The organism is Brachybacterium phenoliresistens (assembly GCF_000576425.1).
GTDB classification, from domain to species: Bacteria; Actinomycetota; Actinomycetes; order Actinomycetales; family Dermabacteraceae; genus Brachybacterium; species Brachybacterium phenoliresistens.
This window is the reverse complement of sequence record NZ_KK069989.1, coordinates 181,453-200,458: the sequence shown is the minus strand read 5'-3', so window position 1 is coordinate 200,458 and position 19,006 is coordinate 181,453. Positions and strand designations below refer to the sequence as shown.

Below are 19,006 nucleotides of genomic sequence, written 5' to 3'. Positions count from 1 at the left end.
GAGGAACCATGCTTCTCGCCGACCCCAGCACGTTCGCCGACCCCGGCACGTCCCTGGGCAGCATGCCCGCCTACGGGGCCCAGCACCTCGCGGCGGTGGCGGTGATCGTGCTGGCAGGCATCGTGCTGGTGCCGCTGGCACGCCGGTATCGCGGAACCGGCACGGAGACGCGCGTGACGCGCGCTGCGGGATGGCTGCTGCTGGTCATCTCGGCCTCCTGGACGCTCTGGGGACTGGTGCCGGCGCACTGGGATGTCCAGCAGTCGCTGCCGCTCCACTACTCGGACGCGCTGCGGTACCTCACGGCGATCGCCTTGATCTGCCGCCCGGACTGGGCGATCGCGATCTGCTACTTCTGGGGCCTGACGCTGAACAGCCAGTCGATCCTGACCCCGGACCTGGTGTATCGCCATGTCCGCGTGCTCGAGTTCCTCGAGTACTGGTTCGCGCACGGCTCGGCGCTGCTCGTGGCGGTGATCCTCGTGTGGGGCCTCGGGTACCGGCCCACGTGGCGCGGCTATGCCGTCTCCTTCGCCGCGGCGGTCGCCTGGGCCGCGATCGCCATGAGTGCGAACGCCGCTCTCGGCACCAACTACGGCTATCTCAGCCGCGCCCCCGAGGGGCCGTCGCTGCTGGACGTGCTGGGCGGCTGGCCGGTCTACGTGCTGTGGGAGGTGGTGCTGGTCGCCTCCGTCTGGGCGCTCATGACGTGGCCGTGGGTGCGCCTCTCGCGCCGCGGCCTGGATCGCCCGGCGGGCGCCCGTGGCCTGCTGCGACGCCTGCCCGCCCGTGTCACCGCCCGGACCGTGCGCGCCGATCGCCCCGCCACCGAGGCCCCGGCGCCGCACTGACCGGACCGCCGTCAGAAGGGTGGGGGTCCGTCCGAGCCGAAGGGGAACGCTGTCCCGCCCGTCGGGCCGGGATCCCGAGTCGGCTTGCGGCGCTGCTGGAAGCCCCACGGATCGGCAGGATCGACGACCGCCCGCGACCCGCTGGTCGAGGCATCGTCGGGGCGGCCGGAGTCGGCATCATTCCTCGGGACCTCAGGGGCACCGTCGCTCCCGGGGCGCGCGAGAAGGTTGTCGCCTCCGGGGCGCACGTCAGCGCCACCGTCATGCCCTCCAGTCCCATGCCCGGAGTCGTCTTCCCCGGTCTCGCCGCGTCCTCCACCCCGGTCTCCGGGGTCCTTGACCCCGGGGTCGCTACCTCCAGGGTCCTTGCCTCCGGGACCGCGGCCGCCGGGGTCCTTGCCCCCGGGGTCTCCGCCTCCGGGGTCATCGCCCCCGGGAGTGGGTGGGTCGTCGGGATCGTCGTCCTCGTCCAGGGGGATGGGTCGGCCGAAATGGCGGCAGTCTTGACCGCAGAGCACGCCCTGGTGGTCCTGGTAGTGGTCCATCAGATGCTTGACGGTCATCGTCCCGATCAGATCGACATCATCGACCACATCCCGGATCACGTGATGCCCCTCCCTGCTGCCGATCAGCCACCGCGTCCGCCCCGGACGCGTCACCCCGTCCGGACCGATCTGGACGGGCTGGATCCGGACAGGGTCGAGGACCCCGTCGGTCTTCTCCTGATGATGGAACCGGCACAACCAGTGCAGGTTCTCCAGATCCGTCGCCCCACCAGCGAGGAACTCCTCGATGTGATCACACTCCGACCCCAGCGACACCGGCCTCCCGCACCCCGGCACCGCGCACTGCGACCCCCGCAGACGCAGATGCTCTTTCATCGCCGCGGTCGGCCGGTACGTCGCCGCCGGAAGCTTCACGAACGCCCCACTGACCGGATCGGTCAGCACCCGGTACCAGTCGTCCTCCCCCGCCGCGAGCGTCCGTGCGAGGTCTGCCGGGACCGGCACCATCCCATCCAGCATCCCCGGCGCCTCACTCACCCCCAACAACGACAGGATCGGCACGGTCACGGTGATCCGGAACCGGTCCGCCGGCACCTCCACCCCATCCGTATCCACCTGTCCACGGGTCGCCAGCAGGAACCGCAGGGTCGCCAGGGACATCGGCCGCTGATCCTCCCGCACCGTCCCATCCGGATCCCAGGGAACCTCCCCACCCGCAGCCAGGGCCGCGCGCTGCTGGGCCTGGACCGCCCGCGCCGCCACATCCAGACGACGCGCCGCGGAATACACCTCGGGCGTCGGCCCGGTCAGGGTCATGCACGACATGCCCCCACCGACCTCCTGCACCCGCACACCCCGCTCCACCGGCACCGGCACCTCGTCCGCTTCCTGCAGGGACTCCGCCCACGCCACCAGGGCCCGCAGATTCCGGGCGAAGGACTCCGCGGTGATCCGCAGGTCCCAGCCCGCGACGACCTCGTCGATACCCCGCTGGAACTGCCCGCGCAGCTTCCGCGTCCACCGCAGCATGTCCTGGAACCACGACGCGGGGAACCCCGCCTCTTCCAGACGCGTCAGGCATGCCGGGAAGTTCACCACCGCCCGATGCCCATCATCGATCTCCCGCGCGGCGCGCGGTGCTTTGACCCGCAGCGCCTCCGCCGCGATCAACGCATGACAATCCCCGCCCGACTCCGGACCCTCGCCCGGGTCGTCCCACAGCATGCTCAACGCCGCATACTTCCGCGCCAGCCACGGCCCTTCCTCCACCGCGATGTCCCACACCGCCACCGCCACCGCCGACAGCACCGGCTCCTGCCCCGCCCCTGCACGACCCGGCAGCGCCTCCCGCGACACCGCCCGGCGCACCGGCCCCCGCACCATCGACGCCGGCACCCGCGCCACGAAATCCCCCACACTCGTCGGCGCCGCAGCAGCCCCACGGCGCCCACCCTCGCTTCCCGCAGCATCCGCCCCCGAGGCCCCAGCGGACCGCGCACGACCCCGAGCATCAGCACCGGAACCCGAGCCCGGGCCCAAACCGGGACCGGGGCCGGGACGCGAGCCAGGGCCGGACCCGGATGCCCCAGAGACCTGATCCTGCGACACGCCGACCACCCCCTCCCCGGAGCCACTGACGATCCCACCACCGTCAGTTTCGATTGCCTGTTCGAAACCCAGCCTACACCCCAGGGCCGCATTACTGAAGGGTCGCCACGACATCTGTGGAAAAAGATGCCCTGACCCTCCTCCCCACTGCCAGATCAGCGAATAACACCCCTCTTAACAGGCTTGTCGTGCATCGCCCGAACCCTCGTTCCGGGACACGTACATCTTGTACAAGTCCCGCATCAATCCTCCCCAGAACGCCTTTATCCACCATCACGGAACCCTGCTTGACACCCCGCGATTCTCCTGGAAGAGAGTCCACTCCACCGGCACGACGGGTCCCCCGCCATCGGCCCTTCCCCGAACACGACGCGGCCCTCCATGCGATGCACGGAGGGCCGCAGGCGGTCGATCGCCGGAGGGCGATCGGCCGCGGGAAGACAGGTTCAGAACAGCAGCTCGACCCCTGCCAGCACCAGCGGGCCGTTCGACTCGGTGATCACCAGGCGGTAGTGCATCGCCGGGCGCGGCTCGTGGAGGAGGAAGGGGCGGGTCTGGCGGCGCCAGCGGAACTCCTGGCCGGCCCGCTCGTCGAGCACCGCCCAGGTCTCCCGGTCGTCGGAGATCTCCAGGCGCCACGCGACGGGATCGCCGCCCTCCTCCGCCCCGGAGGTGAGGGTGAGGAAGCGGGCGTCGACGGGCTCGTCGAAGCTCACGAGGTCGATGACGAGCTCCCCGGCCTCGCTGACGACGATCCCGTGCTGGACCGCGCCCGGCTCCGAACCGGGGGCGGGGAGGTGCAGCTCGGTGCGGGAATCGTCGTCGCGGAGCGGATCCTCCGGGTCGGGCGGGAGCAGGTCCACGAGCGGCTCGGGGTGCTCCCCCGGAGCGGTGGCCGAGGGCGGGACGGCGCCCCAGGTGCTGGGGGTCGGCGACAGGGTGAAGCGCAGCTCGCCGCGCAGGTCGGCGTGGTCGAGCGCGGCGACCTCGTGCTCGCGCCCGGCGACCGTCAGCCCCGCGACGTACGGGGCGGGGACGTCCTCGCCCTCGGCGATGACGGTGAAGGGCTCCCCGCCGAGAGGCCGCACGCGCGCCTCCGGGAACAGGGGGGCGACGAGGTGGTACCTCGCGGCGTCCAGCTGCAGCGGGTAGAGGCCGAGGGCCGTGAGCAGCCACCAGGCGCTCATCTCGCCGTTGTCCTCGTCACCGGGGTAGCCCTGGCCGATCTGCTCGCCGACGAAGAGCCGCTGCTGCACCTCCCGCACGATCTCCATGGCGCGGTGCGGGGCACCGGCGTGGTGGAAGAGGAACGGGATGTGGTGGGCGGGCTGGTTCGAGACGCCGAACTGGCCCATCCGCACCGCGCGGGCCTCGTCCATCTCGTGGATGGCGTCCTCGTAGGTGCCCTTGAGATCCGCGTTCTCCGGGGTCGCGAAGAACTCCTCGAGCTTCTCGCGCAGCTTCTCGCGGCCTCCGTACAGGGCGGCCAGGCCCTCGCCGTCGTGCGGGACGTGGAAGGCGAAGTTCCAGCCGTCGGTCTCGGTGAAGTCGCCGCCCCACTCGCAGGGGTCGAAGTCCTCGGCGGAGCGGGCGAAGGAGCCGTCGGGGCGGCGGCCCTGGAAGAACCCGATGGCCTCGTCGAACAGGAGCGCGTAGTTCGCGGAGCGGGCGCGCAGGTAGGCGGCCTCCTCGGCGACCTCGGCGCGGCGGCGGGAGTCCAGGCGGGCGTCGCCCTGCAGCAGCTCGCCGAGCGCGGCGAGGCCGGCGTCGTTGATGTGCGCCTCGAGCGCCCACGACACCGACTCGGGGGTGTCGGTGTCGACGTAGCCGGTGAAGACGGCGCGCTCGTTGCCCTTGCGGCCGACCTCCGGGAACGGCGGCGCGACGGTCGCATTGCGCAGGCCGGAGTCGAAGGCGGCGAGCGGGTCGGGCAGGTCGACGCCCTTGAGGGCGAGGTCGGCGAAGGCGACGTCGGAGCTGGTGCCGGTCATGCAGTCGGCGTAGCCCGGGGAGGACCAGCGCGCGATCCACCCGCCCTCGCGGAACTGCTGGACGAAGCCGTCGGCGAGCTCGGCCGCGAGCTGCGGGTACAGCAGCGCGTAGGCCGGCCAGGCGGTGCGATAGGTGTCCCAGAAGCCGTTGTTGACGTACATCGTCCCCAGCACGACCTGGGCGTCGGTCTCCGTGGAGGTCAGCGGGCCGCGCGGCGGGAGCACGGGGCTGGCGTGGACCGGCGCCGGGTCCTCCGCCGTGCCCGCGTTCTCCCAGTGGGAGTTCGGGTAGAGATTCAGGCGGTAGAGGTTCCCGTAGAGGGTGCGCAGCTGGGGGGCGCTCGCGCCCTCGACCTCGATCACGGACAGGCGCTGCGTCCAGGCGGCGTGCGCCGCCTCGCGCACCTCCTCGAACCGCCGCCCGGCGAGCTCGAGGTCGAAGGTGTGGCGGGCCTGCTCCATGCCGATGTAGCTGGTGACCATGCGGACGGTCACCACCTCGGTCCCCTCGGGGAAGGTGAGCACCCCCGCGCCGGGGGTGGCGCCCTCGGCAGGGCCGGCGCCGATGGGCAGCGGCGCGATCTGGGCGTGGACGAACATGCGGGTCGAGCCCTCGGCCCGCGCGTATCCCTGCTCGGGGCCGGAGTCGACCCACGCCTGCAGCGTGCCGTCGAGCACGGCGCCGGAGGCGTCGACCCGCGAGTGCTCGTCGATACCCTCGAACAGCAGATGGGGCTCGCCGGGTCCGGAGGGCAGGCCGATCTCCACGAGCGCGCCGTGGTCGGTCGGGGCCAGCCGCAGATGCGTGCCCCCGTCGAGGGAGACCTGGTAGACGTCCGGCCGGGCGATCTCCCGGGCGTGGTCGAAGCCGGCGGCGCGGCCCTCGGGGGAGGCGTCGGGCGCCTGCCCCGAGGGCGTGGCGGCCAGCGGCATCAGGAGGAACTGGCCGCGGTCGCCCATCCACGGGCTCGGCTGGTGGGAGATGCCGAGCCCCTGCAGCCGGGACCGGTTGTCGTCGCCGCCGCGGCGGTGGTACTCGTACACCCAGCGCCGGGTGCGGGCGTCGGTCATCGGGGTGAAGAAGGCGAAGCCGTTGGGCCAGGCCGTCAGCGGCAGGGTGTTGCCGCGGGAGAAGTCGCGGGAGGCGTAGGTGCCGCGGCGGGTGTCGACCCAGGCCACCGGGTCCTCGCGCGGCGGATCGGCCGGGGCCGGGCCCAGGTAGGGGCCGTCGATCCAGCCGGTCAGCTCGACGGCCCGCGCCGCCTCGGGGCGGTCGTCGGTCCCGGACACGGACAGCGGGATCTCCCCCGCGCCCACGCCCGTGACGGTGTCGGTGCCGGCGATGACGCTGCCGGGGGCCTGCACCGCCAGCTGCACCTCGGCGATGGTGCGTCCGGCGGCCGCCTCGAGGGAGACCTGCACGTCGTTCCACTGGTCGGCGTAGAGGATCTTCCCCTCCCCCATGCCGCGCGCGGTGGCGAGGGTGCCGTACTGGTCGCGCGGGTCCAGCTCCGACAGGCGCGAGCCGTCCTCGAACACCAGGTCGACGGCGACGTGGGTCGCGCCCCAGGTGAGGTTCTCGTCGAGATCGGGGAAGACGAAGGTGCGCAGCACGTCGCCGGGCTGCACGGTGCGGCCGGCCAGGTCCTCGAGGCCGGGCAGGACCGGCAGCGGCGCCCGGGCCTCCTCGCCCGGGGCGAAGGCGTAGCGGAGTGCGGCCGGGGAGAGGAATCCGGCGCCGTCCTTGCTGGTCGGAGAACCGATGGGGCCGGTCGCTCCGTGGGACGACGTCTGTGCGGTGACGAACATGCGGATCAGGCTATCCGCTCACAGGGCGCCGATCACCGCATTGTCGATCGCGTCGACGTCGACCCCCGGGCGCTGGGCCCGGTTCGTCAGCAGCACCCAGCAGACCCCGGCGCCCGGATGGACCCAGAACGCGGTCCCGGCCCAGCCGCCATGGCCATACAGGTCGGTGTCGATCAGGCCCGGGGCGCGGCGGGGCAGATTCCAGCTGAACCCCCAGTCCTGGCCGCGCTCGGCGGGGTACGGGCCCAGGCGCGGGATGTCTCCGGTGAGGGGGCGCAGCATCATCGCGAGCGTCGCCGGGCGCAGCACCTCCCCGCCGCCGGAGAGCAGGGCGCGCCCGATGCTCAGCAGGTCCTCCGCCGTTCCGGACAGCCCCGCCCCCGGGTGGCGGCGCGCGAGCAGGCGCTCCTCGTCCATCCCTGCGGCGGCCGCGTCGACGGTGCGCAGGGCGTCCCCGGGCTCGAGGGAGAGGCCGGCGGCTCCGGCCGATGCCGCCCAGTCCTGCAGCTGCCGGTCCCAGGGCGCTGCGCCGGCGTGCTCGATCATCGCGGCGACGCCCTCGAAGGCCAGCGAGGAGTACCGCGAGGCCGTGCCCGCGGCGAAGTCCCGACCGGAGCGCAGCAGCTCCTCGCGCAGCGGGGCGCGCGAGTCCAGCGGGGGCTCCGCGATCCCGGAGGTGTGGCTGACCAGGTGGCGCAGCCGGACGGTGTCCTCGCGCTCGGCGCCGAAGCCGGTCAGCGCCTCGGCCAGCGGGGTCTGCGGCGTGAGCAGGCCCTGCTGCACGAGGCGGGCCGCGGTGATGCCGACCAGGGGCTTGGTCACCGAGTACAGCAGGTAGCGCGCGTCCTCGCGGGCGCCGAAGCCGTCCAGGGCGAGGATCCCCTGCGCATCGGCGACGCCGAGCACGGCGGTGGGCAGGCGGTCCTCGGCGACGTGCCGGCGGACCAGGTCGAAGGCGGCGGAGAGATCGGTCATCCCCGAATCCTAGATCGGGCGTCTACAGTGCCGACATGAGCTCCCGCCGTCCCTCGCCCCTGGGCGGCGCGAAGCCCACGCGGGAGGATCTCGCGCGCTTCGCCGCCGCCCGGCCCGATGACCTCGACGACGTGCTGCCCGCGCCGGGCGCGCCGGTGCGCCTGCTGATCGTGGGCATCAACCCGGGGCTGTGGACCGCCGCCGTCAACGCGCCGTTCGCCCATCCGGGCAACCGCTTCTGGCCCTCCCTGCAGCGCGCCGGGATCCTGGATCGGCGCATCGACGCCTCCCGCGGGCTCGACGCGGCCGATGAGCAGGAGATCCTCGGGCGCGGGATCGCCATGACCAACCTCGTCGCGCGCCCCACCGCGCGGGCCGACGAGCTCTCCCGCGAGGAGCTGCGCGAGGGCGGGCGGACGCTCGTGGCGCGGGTGCGGGAGATGCGGCCGCGGGCCGTCGCCGTCGTGGGGATCACGGCGTTCCGCACCGCGTTCTCCGTCCCGCGCGCGAGGATGGGACGGCAGGACGCCGCGGAGGTCGCCGGCTGGCCGCAGGGCTCGGCCCTGTGGGTGCTGCCGCAGCCCAGCGGGCTGAACGCGCACGAGACCGTGGACTCCCTGGCCGCGCACTGGCGCGCGGTGTGGGAGGCCGTCCCCGCACCATCGGACCCCGCACCATCGGACCAGGAGGAGCCATGAGAGACGTCGAGATCCTCGCGCCGCGCGAGGTGCCGCTGGGCGGGCCGCGCTCGATGACCGTGCTGCGCACCCTGCCGCAGCGCCGACGATCGCTGATCGGCGCCTGGTGCTTCGCGGACCACTACGGGCCCGACGACGTCTCCCGCACCGGGGGCATGGACGTCGCGCCCCACCCGCACATCGGCCTGCAGACCGTGAGCTGGCTGTTCCGCGGGGAGATCGCGCACATCGACTCGGGCGGCGGGCGCGGCGAGGTGCTGCCCGGGGAGGTCAACCTGATGACGGCCGGCGACGGCATCGCGCACTCGGAGACCTCGACCGCGCCGACCACCGTCCTGCACGGCGTGCAGCTGTGGCTGGCCCTGCCGGAGTCCCGGAGGGCGTCCCTCCCCCGCCGTCTCGAGCACTATGCCCCGCCCGAGGTGGATCTGCCCGGCGGCTGCGCCCTCGTGCTCATCGGCTCCCTGCTGGGGAGCACCTCCCCCGTCGAGGTCCATACCCCGCTGGTCGGGGCCGAGATCCGGCTGGATCCCGGGGCGCGGCTCGAGATCGACGTGGACCCCGGCTTCGAGCACGGGGTGCTCGTGGACTGCGGGGAGGTCGACGTGGAGGGGGTCCCGGTGCCGCGGGCGTCCCTCGCCTATCTCGGCGTCGGCGCGGAGCGGCTGCACCTGCGCAACGCGGGCGGGCATGCCGCCCGCGTCATGCTGCTGGGCGGGGAGCCCTTCGAGGAGGAGATCGTCATGTGGTGGAACTTCGTGGGCCGCACGAGCGAGGAGATCCATCGGGCGCGGGCCGACTGGGAGGCCGGCGGCGAGCGCTTCGGCGAGGTCGCAGGGTATGTGGGGCACGGCGGCCCGGGGCGCAACGCCCACGGTCAGGCCCGGCTGCCCGCACCGGCGATCCCGCCGATGACCCTGCGGCCGCGCAGCAATCCCGCCCCGCACGCCCGGACGGAGCCGGCCCGATGAGCGTCCTGGAGCCCGAGGAGGTGCTCGCGCAGCTGCGCACCGAGGCGATGGTGCGCCTCGCCCTCGGCCGGGAGGAGCTCGAGGAGATCCGCCGCGACCTGCACCGGTCCGCGGACGCGGAGGGCGTGGCCTCGGCCCGGGCCGATGAGATCCTCGCCGCGGCGTGGGTCGAGCGCGACCACCTCGCCCGGGAGAACGCGGGGCGCGACCGTTCCGCGGCGATCCGGCGCGCCCTGGCCCGGCTCGCGCAGGAGGACGCGCTGGTCGCCGAGGACGTGGGCGAGGACGAGGCCTCGGCGCGGACCCTCCTGGAGGAGGCGGCCCGCGCGCAGGAGCGCCGCACCGGCCGGGCCGTGCGCGGCTGGGTGTACTTCCATCGGGGGGACGCCGAGAAGATGGTCGACGGCACCGACGTGCTCACGCTGCGCGTGGACGAGGACCCCGACGGCGGCCTCCCCGGCCGGCTGCGCGAGGCGCTGGCCGCCGAAGGCATCCCCGTGCCCTCGGGCGAGGAGGACGGGCAGGTGCTCGAGATCCCGGAGGCGTCCTGGTTCCCGGCGCCGCCGGGGCAGGTCGGCTAGCGGCTCAGTCCCACCACAGCACGAGCACCCGATCGGGGTCCATGCCCAGCTCGCGCACCACGTCCACGAGGTCGTCGTCCGGGGCGAGGGGATCGACCTCGTCGGGCCCGATCTCCTCCTCGAACCAGCCGCGCGCCTCCTCCGGGGTCGCGATCGTCTCGACCAGGACCGTGTCGGAGAACGGCCAGTCCGGGTCGTCGAACATGGTCAGGGCGATCCGGACGTCCGCGACCTCGCTGCGGTCCCGGATCTCGGAGAAGATCTCGAAGGCCTCCTGCGGCGGGACCAGGGATCCGAGGTCCTGCGGATCCCGCACGACGTTGCACAGGATCGATCCCTCGGCCTCGTTGCCCTCGAAGAACTCCTCGAGGGTGAGCACGGGGGTGCTGGTGAACTGGCCGTCCTCGCCGAGACGGTCCGCCACGAGGGCGGTGATGCGCTCCAGGGGCGTCGACATGCCCCCGAGGGTAGAGCGCGGCGGGCGGTCGCGCCACCGTCCGGCGTGTCCGAGCATGTCGCCGCCCGTGACAGGCGCGCCGCGATGCGACAGGGTGGTCGGGCACCGAACGAAGGACGGACATGAGCACCACCCCGCACAGCAGCCCGGATCCCGCCGCGACCGATGCGGAGGCCTTCTCCCGCGCCTGGCAGGACTGGCATCGCCGGCACGAGGAGCGGCGCCGCGAGCCGCTGGGGTTCCTCGCCGTGACCGCGCTGCACTGGCTCGAGAGGACCCCGATCCACCTCCCCGGCGCCCCCGGCACCTGGCGGCTGGGCGAGGACGGGCCGGAGGTCGAGCTCGATCCCGGCGAGCAGCTGGTGCTGGGCGCGACGGTGATCACCGGACGCCACAGCTTCGGCCCCCTGACCCCGGGCACGAGCATCACCGCCGCCTTCCTCGACGACGGCGTCGCCGGCGCGGTGGAGATCGCCGACCGCGGCGGACGGGTGATCCTGCGCCCCCGCCGCGCCGATGCCCCGTACCTCGCCGCCTACCCCGGCACCCCGGCCTTCCCGCCCGATCCGCGCTGGCGGATCCCCGCCCGGCTGCTCCCGGACGCCCCGGCGCGCACCTCCCGGGTCGGCTCGGTCGTCGAGGGCCTCGAGCAGGAGTTCCGCTCCCCCGGGGTGCTCGAGCTCGAGCTCGCCGGGACGCGGCACCGGCTGACGGCCTTCGCCTCGGAGCCCGACGGCGCGCTCTCCGTGCTGTTCCGGGACGCCACCAGCGGCGAGAGCACCTGCGCCGTCGGCCGCTGGCTGGAGGTGCCGCCGCCCGACGCCTCGGGCGCCACCGTCCTGGACTTCACGCGGGCCGTGAACCTCCCCTGCGCGTACACCGACCACGCCACCTGCCCGCTGCCGCCGCCGGAGAACCGTCTCCCCGTCGCCGTCGAGGCCGGGGAGCGGACCCCGATCTCGCGGGTCACCGCGGCGTCCTGAGCAGGCGGGGCCGCCGGCCGCCTGCTCACAGGCCGTCCCCGCGCGATCCGCCGATCCGCTTGCGGGGCCGCGGGGGGCGTGGAATCGTGGGGCCACCACTCGGCGAAGGAGCCGGAAGGTCGCGCCTTCGCCGCTCGCGAACAAGCAGGAGGTCCTTCGTGAAACTGCCGTGGCTCATCCCCGCCCTCGAGGCCGACGGTCCGTACCTCTCCGTGTATCTCGACACCACGCGCACCGACCAGCGCGCCGCGGACGAGCTCGCCACCCGATGGGCCCAGCAGCGCGGCACCCTGCGCGGGGCCGGCGCCCCCGACGCCCTGCTCGCCGAGGTCGAGGAGACCGTGCTGGCCCCCACCCGGATCGGCGGGCGCCACGGCCGCGCCGTCCTCGCCACCGAGGGCGGCATCGTGCTGGATCGCGTGCTGCCGGCGCCGCCGCTGCAGGAGTGCGCCGCCTGGTCCGACCGCCCCGTCCTGCTGCCGCTGCTGCAGCTGACGCCGTACGCCGTGAGCCAGCTGCTGATCGAGGTGGACCGCTCGGGGGCGGACCTGCACCTGCGCGCCCCGGAGAACCCCTCCATCCCGCAGAGCGAGAACGTCCTGGACGGCGAGGCGCAGGTCGACGGCGGCCACGACGAGCTGCACAAGACCGGCCGCGGCGGGGGCTCGCAGCACGGCTGGCGCTCGGACAACTTCGAGGCCCGGGTCGAGGACTCGTGGGAGCGCAACGCGGAGGCGGTCGCGCAGAGCGTGCAGCGCCTGGTCGCGCGGCATCGGCCGCAGATGGTGCTGGCCACCGGCGACGTGCGCGCCCTGTCCCTGCTGAAGGACGAGCTGGGCCCGGACGTGCTGCCGCTGCTGCGGGAGATCCCCGGCGGCACCCGCGGGCAGAGCCTGGACCGGCCGACCTTCCGCGAGTCGGTCCGGGAGGCGACGCGGGAGCACATCGATGCCCGGCAGCGCGAGCTGGCCGACCGCTTCGCGGAGGAGCAGGGGCGCGGCGGCACGTCCGTCGCCGGCGTCGACGAGGTGCGCCAGGCGCTCGAGCGCGGCCAGGTGGAGGAGCTGATCTTCGTCACGGGGCAGGAGCCCGCCGGCATCGAGGAGCTGCTGGCCGCCGCGATCCGCACCGATGCGGGCGTGAGCGCGCTGGCCGACGGCGTCGCGACGGTGCCCGAGGGCGTCGGGGCGCTGCTGCGCTGGCGGGACGGGGCGACCCCGTCCAACAGCGTCGGCTCCATGACCGGCGACTCCCGCCGGGATCACGGCGCCGTCTGAGACCCCCGGGCCCGCCGGCCGGCGCACCCCGAGCACCAGGAGGGTCTGGCCGCCGATGTAGGTCGCCATCACCCACAGCTCGTGCCCGGGCAGGGCCCGGCCCGCGAAGGTCTCCAGGCCGATCATCGCGTCCGAGACCAGGAAGATCGCCCCGCCGAGCGCGCCCAGCGGGCCCAGCCCGGTGGCGAGGACCGCCATCGAGGCGAGCGCCCCGCCGTACACGAGCACGGCCGGGAGCATCGGCCCGGCGCCCGGGGCGCAGAGCGCCACGATCCCGGTCACGGCCGCGGCGTAGGGCACGAGCGCGGCGGCGCGCGGGACGGGCCGCAGGCCCAGGATCCCCGCCGCCCGCAGCGGGGCGAAGGCGCGGATGTACGCGCCCTGCGCCAGCAGGAACGGGCCGAGCATGAGACCGAAGGCGAGGTCCTCGTGGTCGGTCAGCTTCGGCAGGGAGTCGCCCAGCCACGAGAGCGACAGCGCCGCCAGGACCCGGCGCGGCAGCGGCCGCGACAGGTCCGTCCCGGCCGCCAGCACGGCGGCGAGGGAGGGCATGAGCAGCACCTGGGTGCCGGCGGCCCACGCACCGCCGGGGGCGACGGCCGTGGCCACCAGGTGGGTGCCCGCGAGGACGGCGCAGGCCGCCCCGGAGATCAGGAGGCTCCGGGACGGCCTGCGCACGGCTCTGCTCGCTCGAGGGGCGTCAGCCGCGCGATGCCGGGGTGACCGGCGGCTCCGCCGACCAGGGGAAGACGATCCACTCGTCGGTGCGGCGCCACACGAAGTCCGGCGCGACCACGGAGGCGGACTTCGCGTACAGCACGGCGCTGCGGGCCTCGGCGCCCTGGCCGCGCAGCAGGTCGAGCACGAGGGCGAGGGTGCGGCCGGAGTCGGCCACGTCGTCCACGACCAGCAGTCGCTTGCCGGCGATGGCCTCGGTGTCCAGCAGCGGGGCGAGCAGGACCGGGTCCGGCAGGGTCTCGTGGACATCGGTGTAGAACTCGACGTTGATCGCGTCGGCGAGCTTGAGGCCCAGCGCATAGGACAGCGAGCCGGCCGGCAGCAGGCCGCCGCGGGCGACGGCGATGACGATCTCGGGACGGTAGTCGCTGTCGGCGATCTGCTGGGCCAGCTCGCGCGAGGCGGTGCCGAACAGCTCCCAGGAGAGGATCTCCTTGACGGGCAGATCGCTGGAGTCGGCGTGGTGGGCGAGATTCATCGTGGTCCTCATGCTCGGGGTCGTCCGGGTGCCGCCGGTCGCGCGCGGCGCTGGTGCTCGGGGGAATGCGTCGATGCTACCGGCAGCGGGCGGCGGCCCGGTGCTCGCCGATGGTGCGATCGGCGACACCCGGACGGGGGCCGTGCGGCTCAGGGGCCCTTCGGGCCGCCGACGGTGAAGGCGCTGACCTGGGTGACGCCCTCGGAGAGATCGGCGGAGGCGCGGGACGCGTCGCGGGAGATCGCGAACCAGCCGCGGGTCTGCCCCCGGCCCATGCCCTTCCAGGTCACGGTCGCCGCCTCCCCGGAGGCGTGGGCGACCTCGCCGATCACCCGGTCCGTCGGCGTCAGCCCCAGCACCGCGTCGGTGCGGAAGGTGGTGGTGCGGCCCTCGAACTGGACGGGCAGGCGGGTGTCGTCCTCGGTGCCGTCGTAGCGCTCGCGGGTGTCGTACTCGCTCGCGCCGAACTCGTCGAGGTGGGCGGAGTAGGTGTCCACCCACATCTCCCCGCGGTCCAGGTCGAACTGCAGCAGGCGGAAGAAGCTCGAGCCGAAGCGCAGCCCGGTGTCCTCGCCGTAGCCGCCGACCTCCGTGAGCCCCAGCTGGTCGGAGCCGACCTCGTAGAACTGGTAGTCGGCCAGGAGCTCGACGACATGGTTGCCGGTGCTGCCGACGTCCCGGCGCACGCTGATGCTGACCCCGTGCTCGTGCCCCGACAGGACCAGGGCCACGTTCGGGTGGTGGGCGAGGATGTCCTCGCGGATGATCGCGCCGTCCTGGGAGAAGGATCCGCCGCGGCCGTCCGGCGCGGCCGAGGGCTTGTTGTACGCGTGGGTGAGGATGATGGCGTTGCGGCCGGGGTACCGGTCCAGGACGGAGCTCGCCCAGGCGGTCTCCTCCGCGGTGACCGAGTAGCCCAGGGAGACGGTGATGAAGTCCCGTCCGGCGGCGGTGAACAGCGTGTAGCTGTTCTCGTTGTCCCCCTCCTTCCACGGGTGGTACTCGGCGCCGGCCTCCTTCCAGGAGTCCTGCTCGGCGAGGGCATCGTAGCGCTCGGGACCGAAGTACTGGTTGAACAGGCTGTCGGGGGCCACGTCCATCCCGCCGCGGTTGTCGTGGTTGCCCGGCAGCACCGAGTGGACCACGCCGGACTCCTCGAGGATCTCCTGCGTCTGCGAGGCGAACTCGTACTCCTCGATCGCCACCGCGCGATCGGTGTCGCGCGTGTTCCAGTTCTCGATGACGTCGCCGGTGTGGGCGACGTAGGCGATCTTGCGCTCCTCGTGGTTCTCCCCGAGCCAGCGGTAGGAGTCGGCGTAGGCATCGGCCCAGACCTCGCGCTCGGCGGCGGTGGGCCGCTGGGTGGCGCCCTCGGAGAGGTACTGGGTGTCGGTGATGTGCATGAGGGAGAAGTCGTAGTCGTCCGGGTCCTCGAAGCCGTCGCGGACGGGGTTGTCGAGGTCGTCGGCGAAGGGGTCGATGCCCAGCACGAGGATCTGCACGGAGCCGTCGGCGTCGTGCTCGGCGCCCGCCGTCGCCTGCAGGCGGACCTGCCCGTCGGCCGAGCCGCGGGCGGAGTCGACCACCTCGTACCGTCCGGTCCCGGTGTCCAGCAGCAGCAGGCGGATCTCCCGGGCCGGGTCGACCTGGCCGCTCCAGGCGATGGTCTGCCCGGGCCCGGTGGCGGCGACGGCGGTGCGCAGGGCGGGGACCTGGGCGGTGAGCGGGGCGTCCTGCGTGGCGCCGTCCTCCGGCAGGAGGGCGTCCTGCGCCGGCGCGGCCTCGGAGAGGGCGACGTCCCCGGCGACGGAGCCGTCGGGGCCGATGGCCGCCGGGTCCAGGATGCCGTGCTCGGCGTCCTGGGCGGCGGAGACCTCGCCCTCGACGAAGACGGTGCTGAGGTCCGCGCCGGTGGGGCTGGTCGCGAGCGCCGACAGCCGCACCCTGCCGGGGCCGCCGGACCGGCTCGCGCCGCCGGGGGTGGGCAGGGTGGTGGAGGTGAAGGAGGCCCGGCCGGAGACGTCCTCGCCCAGGGCGTCGGTCCCCGACCAGGCCAGGATGTGCTCCCCGGCGGTGAGGCCGGGGCCGATCTCGTCGCCGAGGGCGACCTCCTGGCCGTCGAGGGTCCAGGTCAGCGGCGCGGCGAGGAGCTCCTCGTGGTCGATGCTCGCGGCGAGCTCGGTCGGCGCGGCGAGCTCCTGGCCGGGGGCGGGGCCGGTCACGGTGACGGCGACGTCGTCCTCGGTGCGGCCGGCGAAGGTCTGGGCGTAGCGGGCGGTGATCTCCTCGCCGCTCAGCGCGCGCCCGTAGATGCCCGCGCCGGCGACGGAGACGTTGCCGTGGAACTGCGGGTCGCCGCTGCCGTTGGTGTCGGCGCCGAGGAAGAACTGGCGGGCGGTGGCCTTCGGGGGCTTGATGGCGGTGCCCGCCGTGGCGGTCTCGGCGACCTTCTGCCCGTTCAGGTACAGCGCGACGGTGCTGCCGTCCCAGGTGCCGGTCGCGTGGTACCACACGCCCTCCTGGATCTCGACGCCGGCCCCGTAGTAGGTGCCGTCGACGTTGACCATCATCTTCAGGGTCGAGCCGTAGGCGGTGAGGGAGAAGCCGCCGGCCTCCTTGGCGCCGCAGAAGTTCCCGGTGCTCTCCTCCGTGCCCTCGGTCAGGCCGTCGTCGAAGCGGACGGTGCACTCCAGGGTGAGCGCCCGCGCGGTGGCCTCGAACCCGTCGGCGAAGTCGTAGCGCACCGCGTTGGTGCCGTCGAAGGAGGCGACCTCCCGGCCCAGCGCGGCGTCGCCGCCGATCTCCGGGTCCGCGCCGAAGGCGGTGGTGGCGCGGTCCCGGGCGGCATCGGCCGTGCCGCGGGAGATGTCGACGTCGAGCACGTCCGGGACGGGGGCGTCGACGGCGGGCACGGGCAGCGGCGCGCGCAGGGGCTGGCCGCCGCCGAGGACCGGGGCGGGGACCGGGGCCGCGGGGACAGGGGCGGGGGCGGCTGGGGCCGCGCCGGCGAGGGCGGGCGCCATGCCGACGGCGAGCGCGGCGGCGAGGAGGGCGGATGTGGTGCGCCACGGGGAGGGGGACACGGGGGCTCCTGGGTTCGGAGGGGAGGGACCCCTCGACGCTAGGGAGCGTGGGCGTCGACCTCGTGCACCGTGGGGGAATCCCTGCCGTACGCAGGGTGGACTCCCGATGACGCGCGGGCGGAATGTCCTGTTCGCGGCGCCGGCCGAGGGCACCGGCGCGCTCCGGGCCGGGAGCGCTCCCACCGCGGGCGGCCCGGGGTGCTCAGTCCGTGCGGGGCGGCTCCGGCGCGCTGTGGAGCATGGCGCGGGCGTCCTCGGCGGCCTGCAGGATGCTCGCGCTGATGACGTCGAGGAAGCGGCCGATGCCCTCGAGGCGCTCGGCCGCGGGGCTGCCCTCCCCCAGCACCGCCACGCCCTCCCGGGCGGTCGCGGCGAGCAGCTCGTTGGCCCGGGCGCTGGCGATGGTGGACTGGTACCAGACGTCGTCGTTCGCGAGATAGCGCTCGCGCCGCCCCTCCTCGCGCTCGCGGCGCACGAGGCCCTGCTCCTCGAGGAAGGCGATCGCCTTGGAGACGGAGGCCGGGCTCACCTGGAGGCGGCGCACCAGCTCGGCGGCGGTGAGGCTGCCGGCGTCGGTCGTGAACAGGGCGGTGAGCACGCGGGCCGCCATCGGCGTCAGGCCGGACGCCACGAGCACCGCCGTCAGCGTCTCGCAGAGGCGGGCGAGCGCCTGCGGGTCGCGGCCCTCGGCGGGCAGGGGCGCCGGGCGGGCGCCGCGCCCGGCGGAGCGCTCCCGGGCGCGCCGCTCGGTGGCGCGCTGGGCGGCGTCGGCCCGGTACTCGCGGGGGCCGCCGTTGCGCATCACCTCGCGGGTGACGGTGGACGTGGGGCGCTCGAGGCGCCGGGCGATCTCCGCATAGGCGAGCCCCTCGGACAGCCCGCGCGCGATGCGGCGCCGGTCCTGCAGGGTGAGCCGGCCTCGTGCCATCGGGAGCCTCCTCGGGTCTCGCACCGAGGCCCATCGTAGCGCGCCGAGCCGCTGAACGCAACGCCGGCGGCGGCGGATCGTTGCATTATCGACAGAGCCGATGCTCCGCTTTAACCCTTATCACCTGGCTTTTTGGTCGCTTCGGCGCAGAACACCCGTTGCCGGACCCTCGAACGCTACGTAGCGTTTCTCCTGCATGAAACATCGACGGAAGGAGCGGACATGACCCGCGACGCAGCAGCACATGCATCCCCCTCGGCCCCGCGCTGGCGAGGCATGGTCGAGGTCGACGACACGGCGCTGGCCGTGACCGACAGCGGCGGCCCCGGCCTCCCGGTGCTCTACCTCAACGGGCAGTTCGCGACGCAGGGGTACTGGCGCCGCGTCATCGCGGAGCTGGGCCCGTCCTGGCGGCACATCACCTTCGACGGGCGCGCCCGCGGGCGTCGGTCGCGGACCTCCTCGGACTACTCCTTCGAGGCCGCCCTGCGCGACGTCGACGCCGTGCTCGCGGCCCGCGGAGTGCGGCGCGCGATCGTGGTCGGCTGGTCCTACGGGGCGGTCGTCGCGGCGCACTGGGCGCACCGCCACCCGGACCGGGCGCTCGGCGCCGTGCTCGTGGACGGGGCCTTCCCCCACGACTGGCTGGACGAGGCGATGGCGCGACGGATCCGCACCATGTTCCGCCGCATGCGCCCGATCACCGTGCCGATGCGCCTCACCGGGCTCACCCCGCGGATGAGCGCCGACCAGATGGCCGACAGCAACATCGAGCTGGGCGAGCTCTCCCGCGAGAGCGCCCTCGGCCCGGTGCTCGACGCCCTCGCCGTGCCCACCCGGTTCGTGGTCGCCTCCGGCTCCTCCCTGGGAAGCCGGGCCGATGAGCAGGAGCGCATCCGCGAGAGCCTGGACGCGGCGATCGCCCGCAACCCGCGCATCGCCCTGAGCGCGAAGGTCTCCAGCGACCACGGCGCGATCCTGCGCAGGGACTTCGCGGCGGTGGCCGGGGCCGTGCGCAAGGTCGCTGAGCTCTCCCCCGCCCGGCGCTGACCCGGCCCGGCGCCGACCCGGC

At 74.2% G+C, this 19,006-nt stretch carries 14 protein-coding genes and 1 pseudogene; 7 read left to right on the top strand and 8 right to left on the bottom strand.

What is annotated here, in order from left to right; translation table 11 throughout:
• Nucleotides 1-8: 8 nt before the first annotated feature.
• Nucleotides 9-851 carry a YwaF family protein gene (locus BF93_RS04030; protein WP_084148237.1) on the top strand — a complete coding sequence of 281 codons (843 nt, stop codon included), beginning with the start codon at nt 9-11 and terminating at the stop codon, nt 849-851.
• 11 nt (nt 852-862) lie between these two features.
• On the opposite strand, the gene BF93_RS20185 is transcribed toward BF93_RS04030, so the two are convergent.
• The 3 genes from BF93_RS20185 to BF93_RS04015 form a co-directional block, all read right to left on the bottom strand.
• On the bottom strand, nt 863-2,773 hold the full coding sequence (locus BF93_RS20185) for an HNH endonuclease signature motif containing protein (RefSeq protein ID WP_038370774.1): 1,911 nt from the start codon (nt 2,771-2,773) through the stop codon (nt 863-865).
• Nucleotides 2,774-3,411: 638 nt separating this feature from the next.
• Nucleotides 3,412-6,765, bottom strand: a complete 3,354-nt coding sequence (locus BF93_RS04020) for a GH92 family glycosyl hydrolase (protein ID WP_038370773.1) — start codon at nt 6,763-6,765, stop codon at nt 3,412-3,414.
• Nucleotides 6,766-6,783: 18 nt separating this feature from the next.
• The gene (locus tag BF93_RS04015) at nt 6,784-7,740 is read right to left on the bottom strand and encodes a serine hydrolase domain-containing protein (RefSeq protein WP_038370771.1); all 957 of its coding nucleotides are present in this window, start codon (nt 7,738-7,740) and stop codon (nt 6,784-6,786) included.
• Between the two features lie 35 nt (nt 7,741-7,775).
• Here BF93_RS04015 and BF93_RS04010 point away from each other — a divergent pair, with 35 nt between their 5' ends.
• The 3 genes from BF93_RS04010 to BF93_RS04000 are packed head-to-tail and all read left to right on the top strand — an operon-like array spanning nt 7,776 to nt 9,990.
• A complete protein-coding gene (locus tag BF93_RS04010; protein ID WP_038370770.1) occupies nt 7,776-8,438 on the top strand; it encodes a mismatch-specific DNA-glycosylase in 663 nt (220 codons plus the stop codon).
• The gene (locus tag BF93_RS04005; protein WP_084148236.1) at nt 8,435-9,409 is read left to right on the top strand and encodes a pirin family protein; all 975 of its coding nucleotides are present in this window, start codon (nt 8,435-8,437) and stop codon (nt 9,407-9,409) included. The genes BF93_RS04010 and BF93_RS04005 overlap by 4 nt, the downstream gene beginning before the upstream one ends.
• A complete protein-coding gene (locus tag BF93_RS04000; RefSeq protein WP_038370769.1) occupies nt 9,406-9,990 on the top strand; it encodes a DUF6891 domain-containing protein in 585 nt (194 codons plus the stop codon). Before BF93_RS04005 ends, BF93_RS04000 begins: the two co-directional genes overlap by 4 nt.
• Nucleotides 9,991-9,994: 4 nt before the next feature.
• On the opposite strand, the gene BF93_RS19505 is transcribed toward BF93_RS04000, so the two are convergent.
• On the bottom strand, nt 9,995-10,447 hold the full coding sequence (locus BF93_RS19505; RefSeq protein ID WP_038370768.1) for a hypothetical protein: 453 nt from the start codon (nt 10,445-10,447) through the stop codon (nt 9,995-9,997).
• 122 nt (nt 10,448-10,569) lie between these two features.
• Between BF93_RS19505 and BF93_RS03990 the strand changes: the two genes are divergently transcribed.
• Both BF93_RS03990 and BF93_RS03985 read left to right on the top strand, forming a co-directional pair.
• Entirely contained in the window at nt 10,570-11,430 is an 861-nt protein-coding gene (locus BF93_RS03990) for a DUF1684 domain-containing protein (protein WP_038370767.1), read from the top strand.
• Between the two features lie 158 nt (nt 11,431-11,588).
• Nucleotides 11,589-12,707, top strand: coding sequence for a baeRF2 domain-containing protein (locus BF93_RS03985; RefSeq protein ID WP_038370766.1), 1,119 nt, complete (start codon nt 11,589-11,591; stop codon nt 12,705-12,707).
• 36 nt (nt 12,708-12,743) lie between these two features.
• Here BF93_RS03985 and BF93_RS20280 read toward each other — a convergent pair.
• From BF93_RS20280 to BF93_RS03965, 4 genes and pseudogenes are all read right to left on the bottom strand, one after another.
• Nucleotides 12,744-13,268: pseudogene (locus BF93_RS20280) on the bottom strand (lysoplasmalogenase family protein); the annotation flags it as partial.
• Between the two features lie 139 nt (nt 13,269-13,407).
• Nucleotides 13,408-13,923 (bottom strand): phosphoribosyltransferase, encoded by a 516-nt coding sequence (locus BF93_RS03975; protein WP_038370765.1) that lies wholly within the window; start codon nt 13,921-13,923, stop codon nt 13,408-13,410.
• 149 nt (nt 13,924-14,072) lie between these two features.
• Entirely contained in the window at nt 14,073-17,006 is a 2,934-nt protein-coding gene (locus BF93_RS03970; protein ID WP_051486496.1) for a LamG-like jellyroll fold domain-containing protein, read from the bottom strand.
• Nucleotides 17,007-17,208: 202 nt separating this feature from the next.
• Nucleotides 17,209-17,934, bottom strand: a complete 726-nt coding sequence (locus tag BF93_RS03965; RefSeq protein ID WP_038370764.1) for a MarR family transcriptional regulator — start codon at nt 17,932-17,934, stop codon at nt 17,209-17,211.
• Nucleotides 17,935-18,156: 222 nt separating this feature from the next.
• Here BF93_RS03965 and BF93_RS03960 point away from each other — a divergent pair, with 222 nt between their 5' ends.
• On the top strand, nt 18,157-18,984 hold the full coding sequence (locus tag BF93_RS03960; protein WP_038370763.1) for an alpha/beta fold hydrolase: 828 nt from the start codon (nt 18,157-18,159) through the stop codon (nt 18,982-18,984).
• The last annotated feature ends 22 nt before the right edge of the window (nt 18,985-19,006 follow it).

Excerpts from the sequence above, each read along its gene's own strand:
- BF93_RS03990 (WP_038370767.1), top strand. The coding sequence starts at position 10,570 with ATGAGCACCACCCCGCACAGCAGCCCGGATCCCGCCGCGACCGATGCG.
- BF93_RS04010 (WP_038370770.1), top strand. The coding sequence starts at position 7,776 with ATGAGCTCCCGCCGTCCCTCGCCCCTGGGCGGCGCGAAGCCCACGCGG.
- BF93_RS04020 (WP_038370773.1), bottom strand. The coding sequence starts at position 6,765 with ATGTTCGTCACCGCACAGACGTCGTCCCACGGAGCGACCGGCCCCATC.
- BF93_RS19505 (WP_038370768.1), bottom strand. The coding sequence starts at position 10,447 with ATGTCGACGCCCCTGGAGCGCATCACCGCCCTCGTGGCGGACCGTCTC.
- BF93_RS03965 (WP_038370764.1), bottom strand. The coding sequence starts at position 17,934 with ATGGCACGAGGCCGGCTCACCCTGCAGGACCGGCGCCGCATCGCGCGC.
- BF93_RS04030 (WP_084148237.1), top strand. The coding sequence starts at position 9 with ATGCTTCTCGCCGACCCCAGCACGTTCGCCGACCCCGGCACGTCCCTG.
- BF93_RS04015 (WP_038370771.1), bottom strand. The coding sequence starts at position 7,740 with ATGACCGATCTCTCCGCCGCCTTCGACCTGGTCCGCCGGCACGTCGCC.
- BF93_RS04000 (WP_038370769.1), top strand. The coding sequence starts at position 9,406 with ATGAGCGTCCTGGAGCCCGAGGAGGTGCTCGCGCAGCTGCGCACCGAG.
- BF93_RS03975 (WP_038370765.1), bottom strand. The coding sequence starts at position 13,923 with ATGAATCTCGCCCACCACGCCGACTCCAGCGATCTGCCCGTCAAGGAG.
- BF93_RS03960 (WP_038370763.1), top strand. The coding sequence starts at position 18,157 with ATGACCCGCGACGCAGCAGCACATGCATCCCCCTCGGCCCCGCGCTGG.
- BF93_RS04005 (WP_084148236.1), top strand. The coding sequence starts at position 8,435 with ATGAGAGACGTCGAGATCCTCGCGCCGCGCGAGGTGCCGCTGGGCGGG.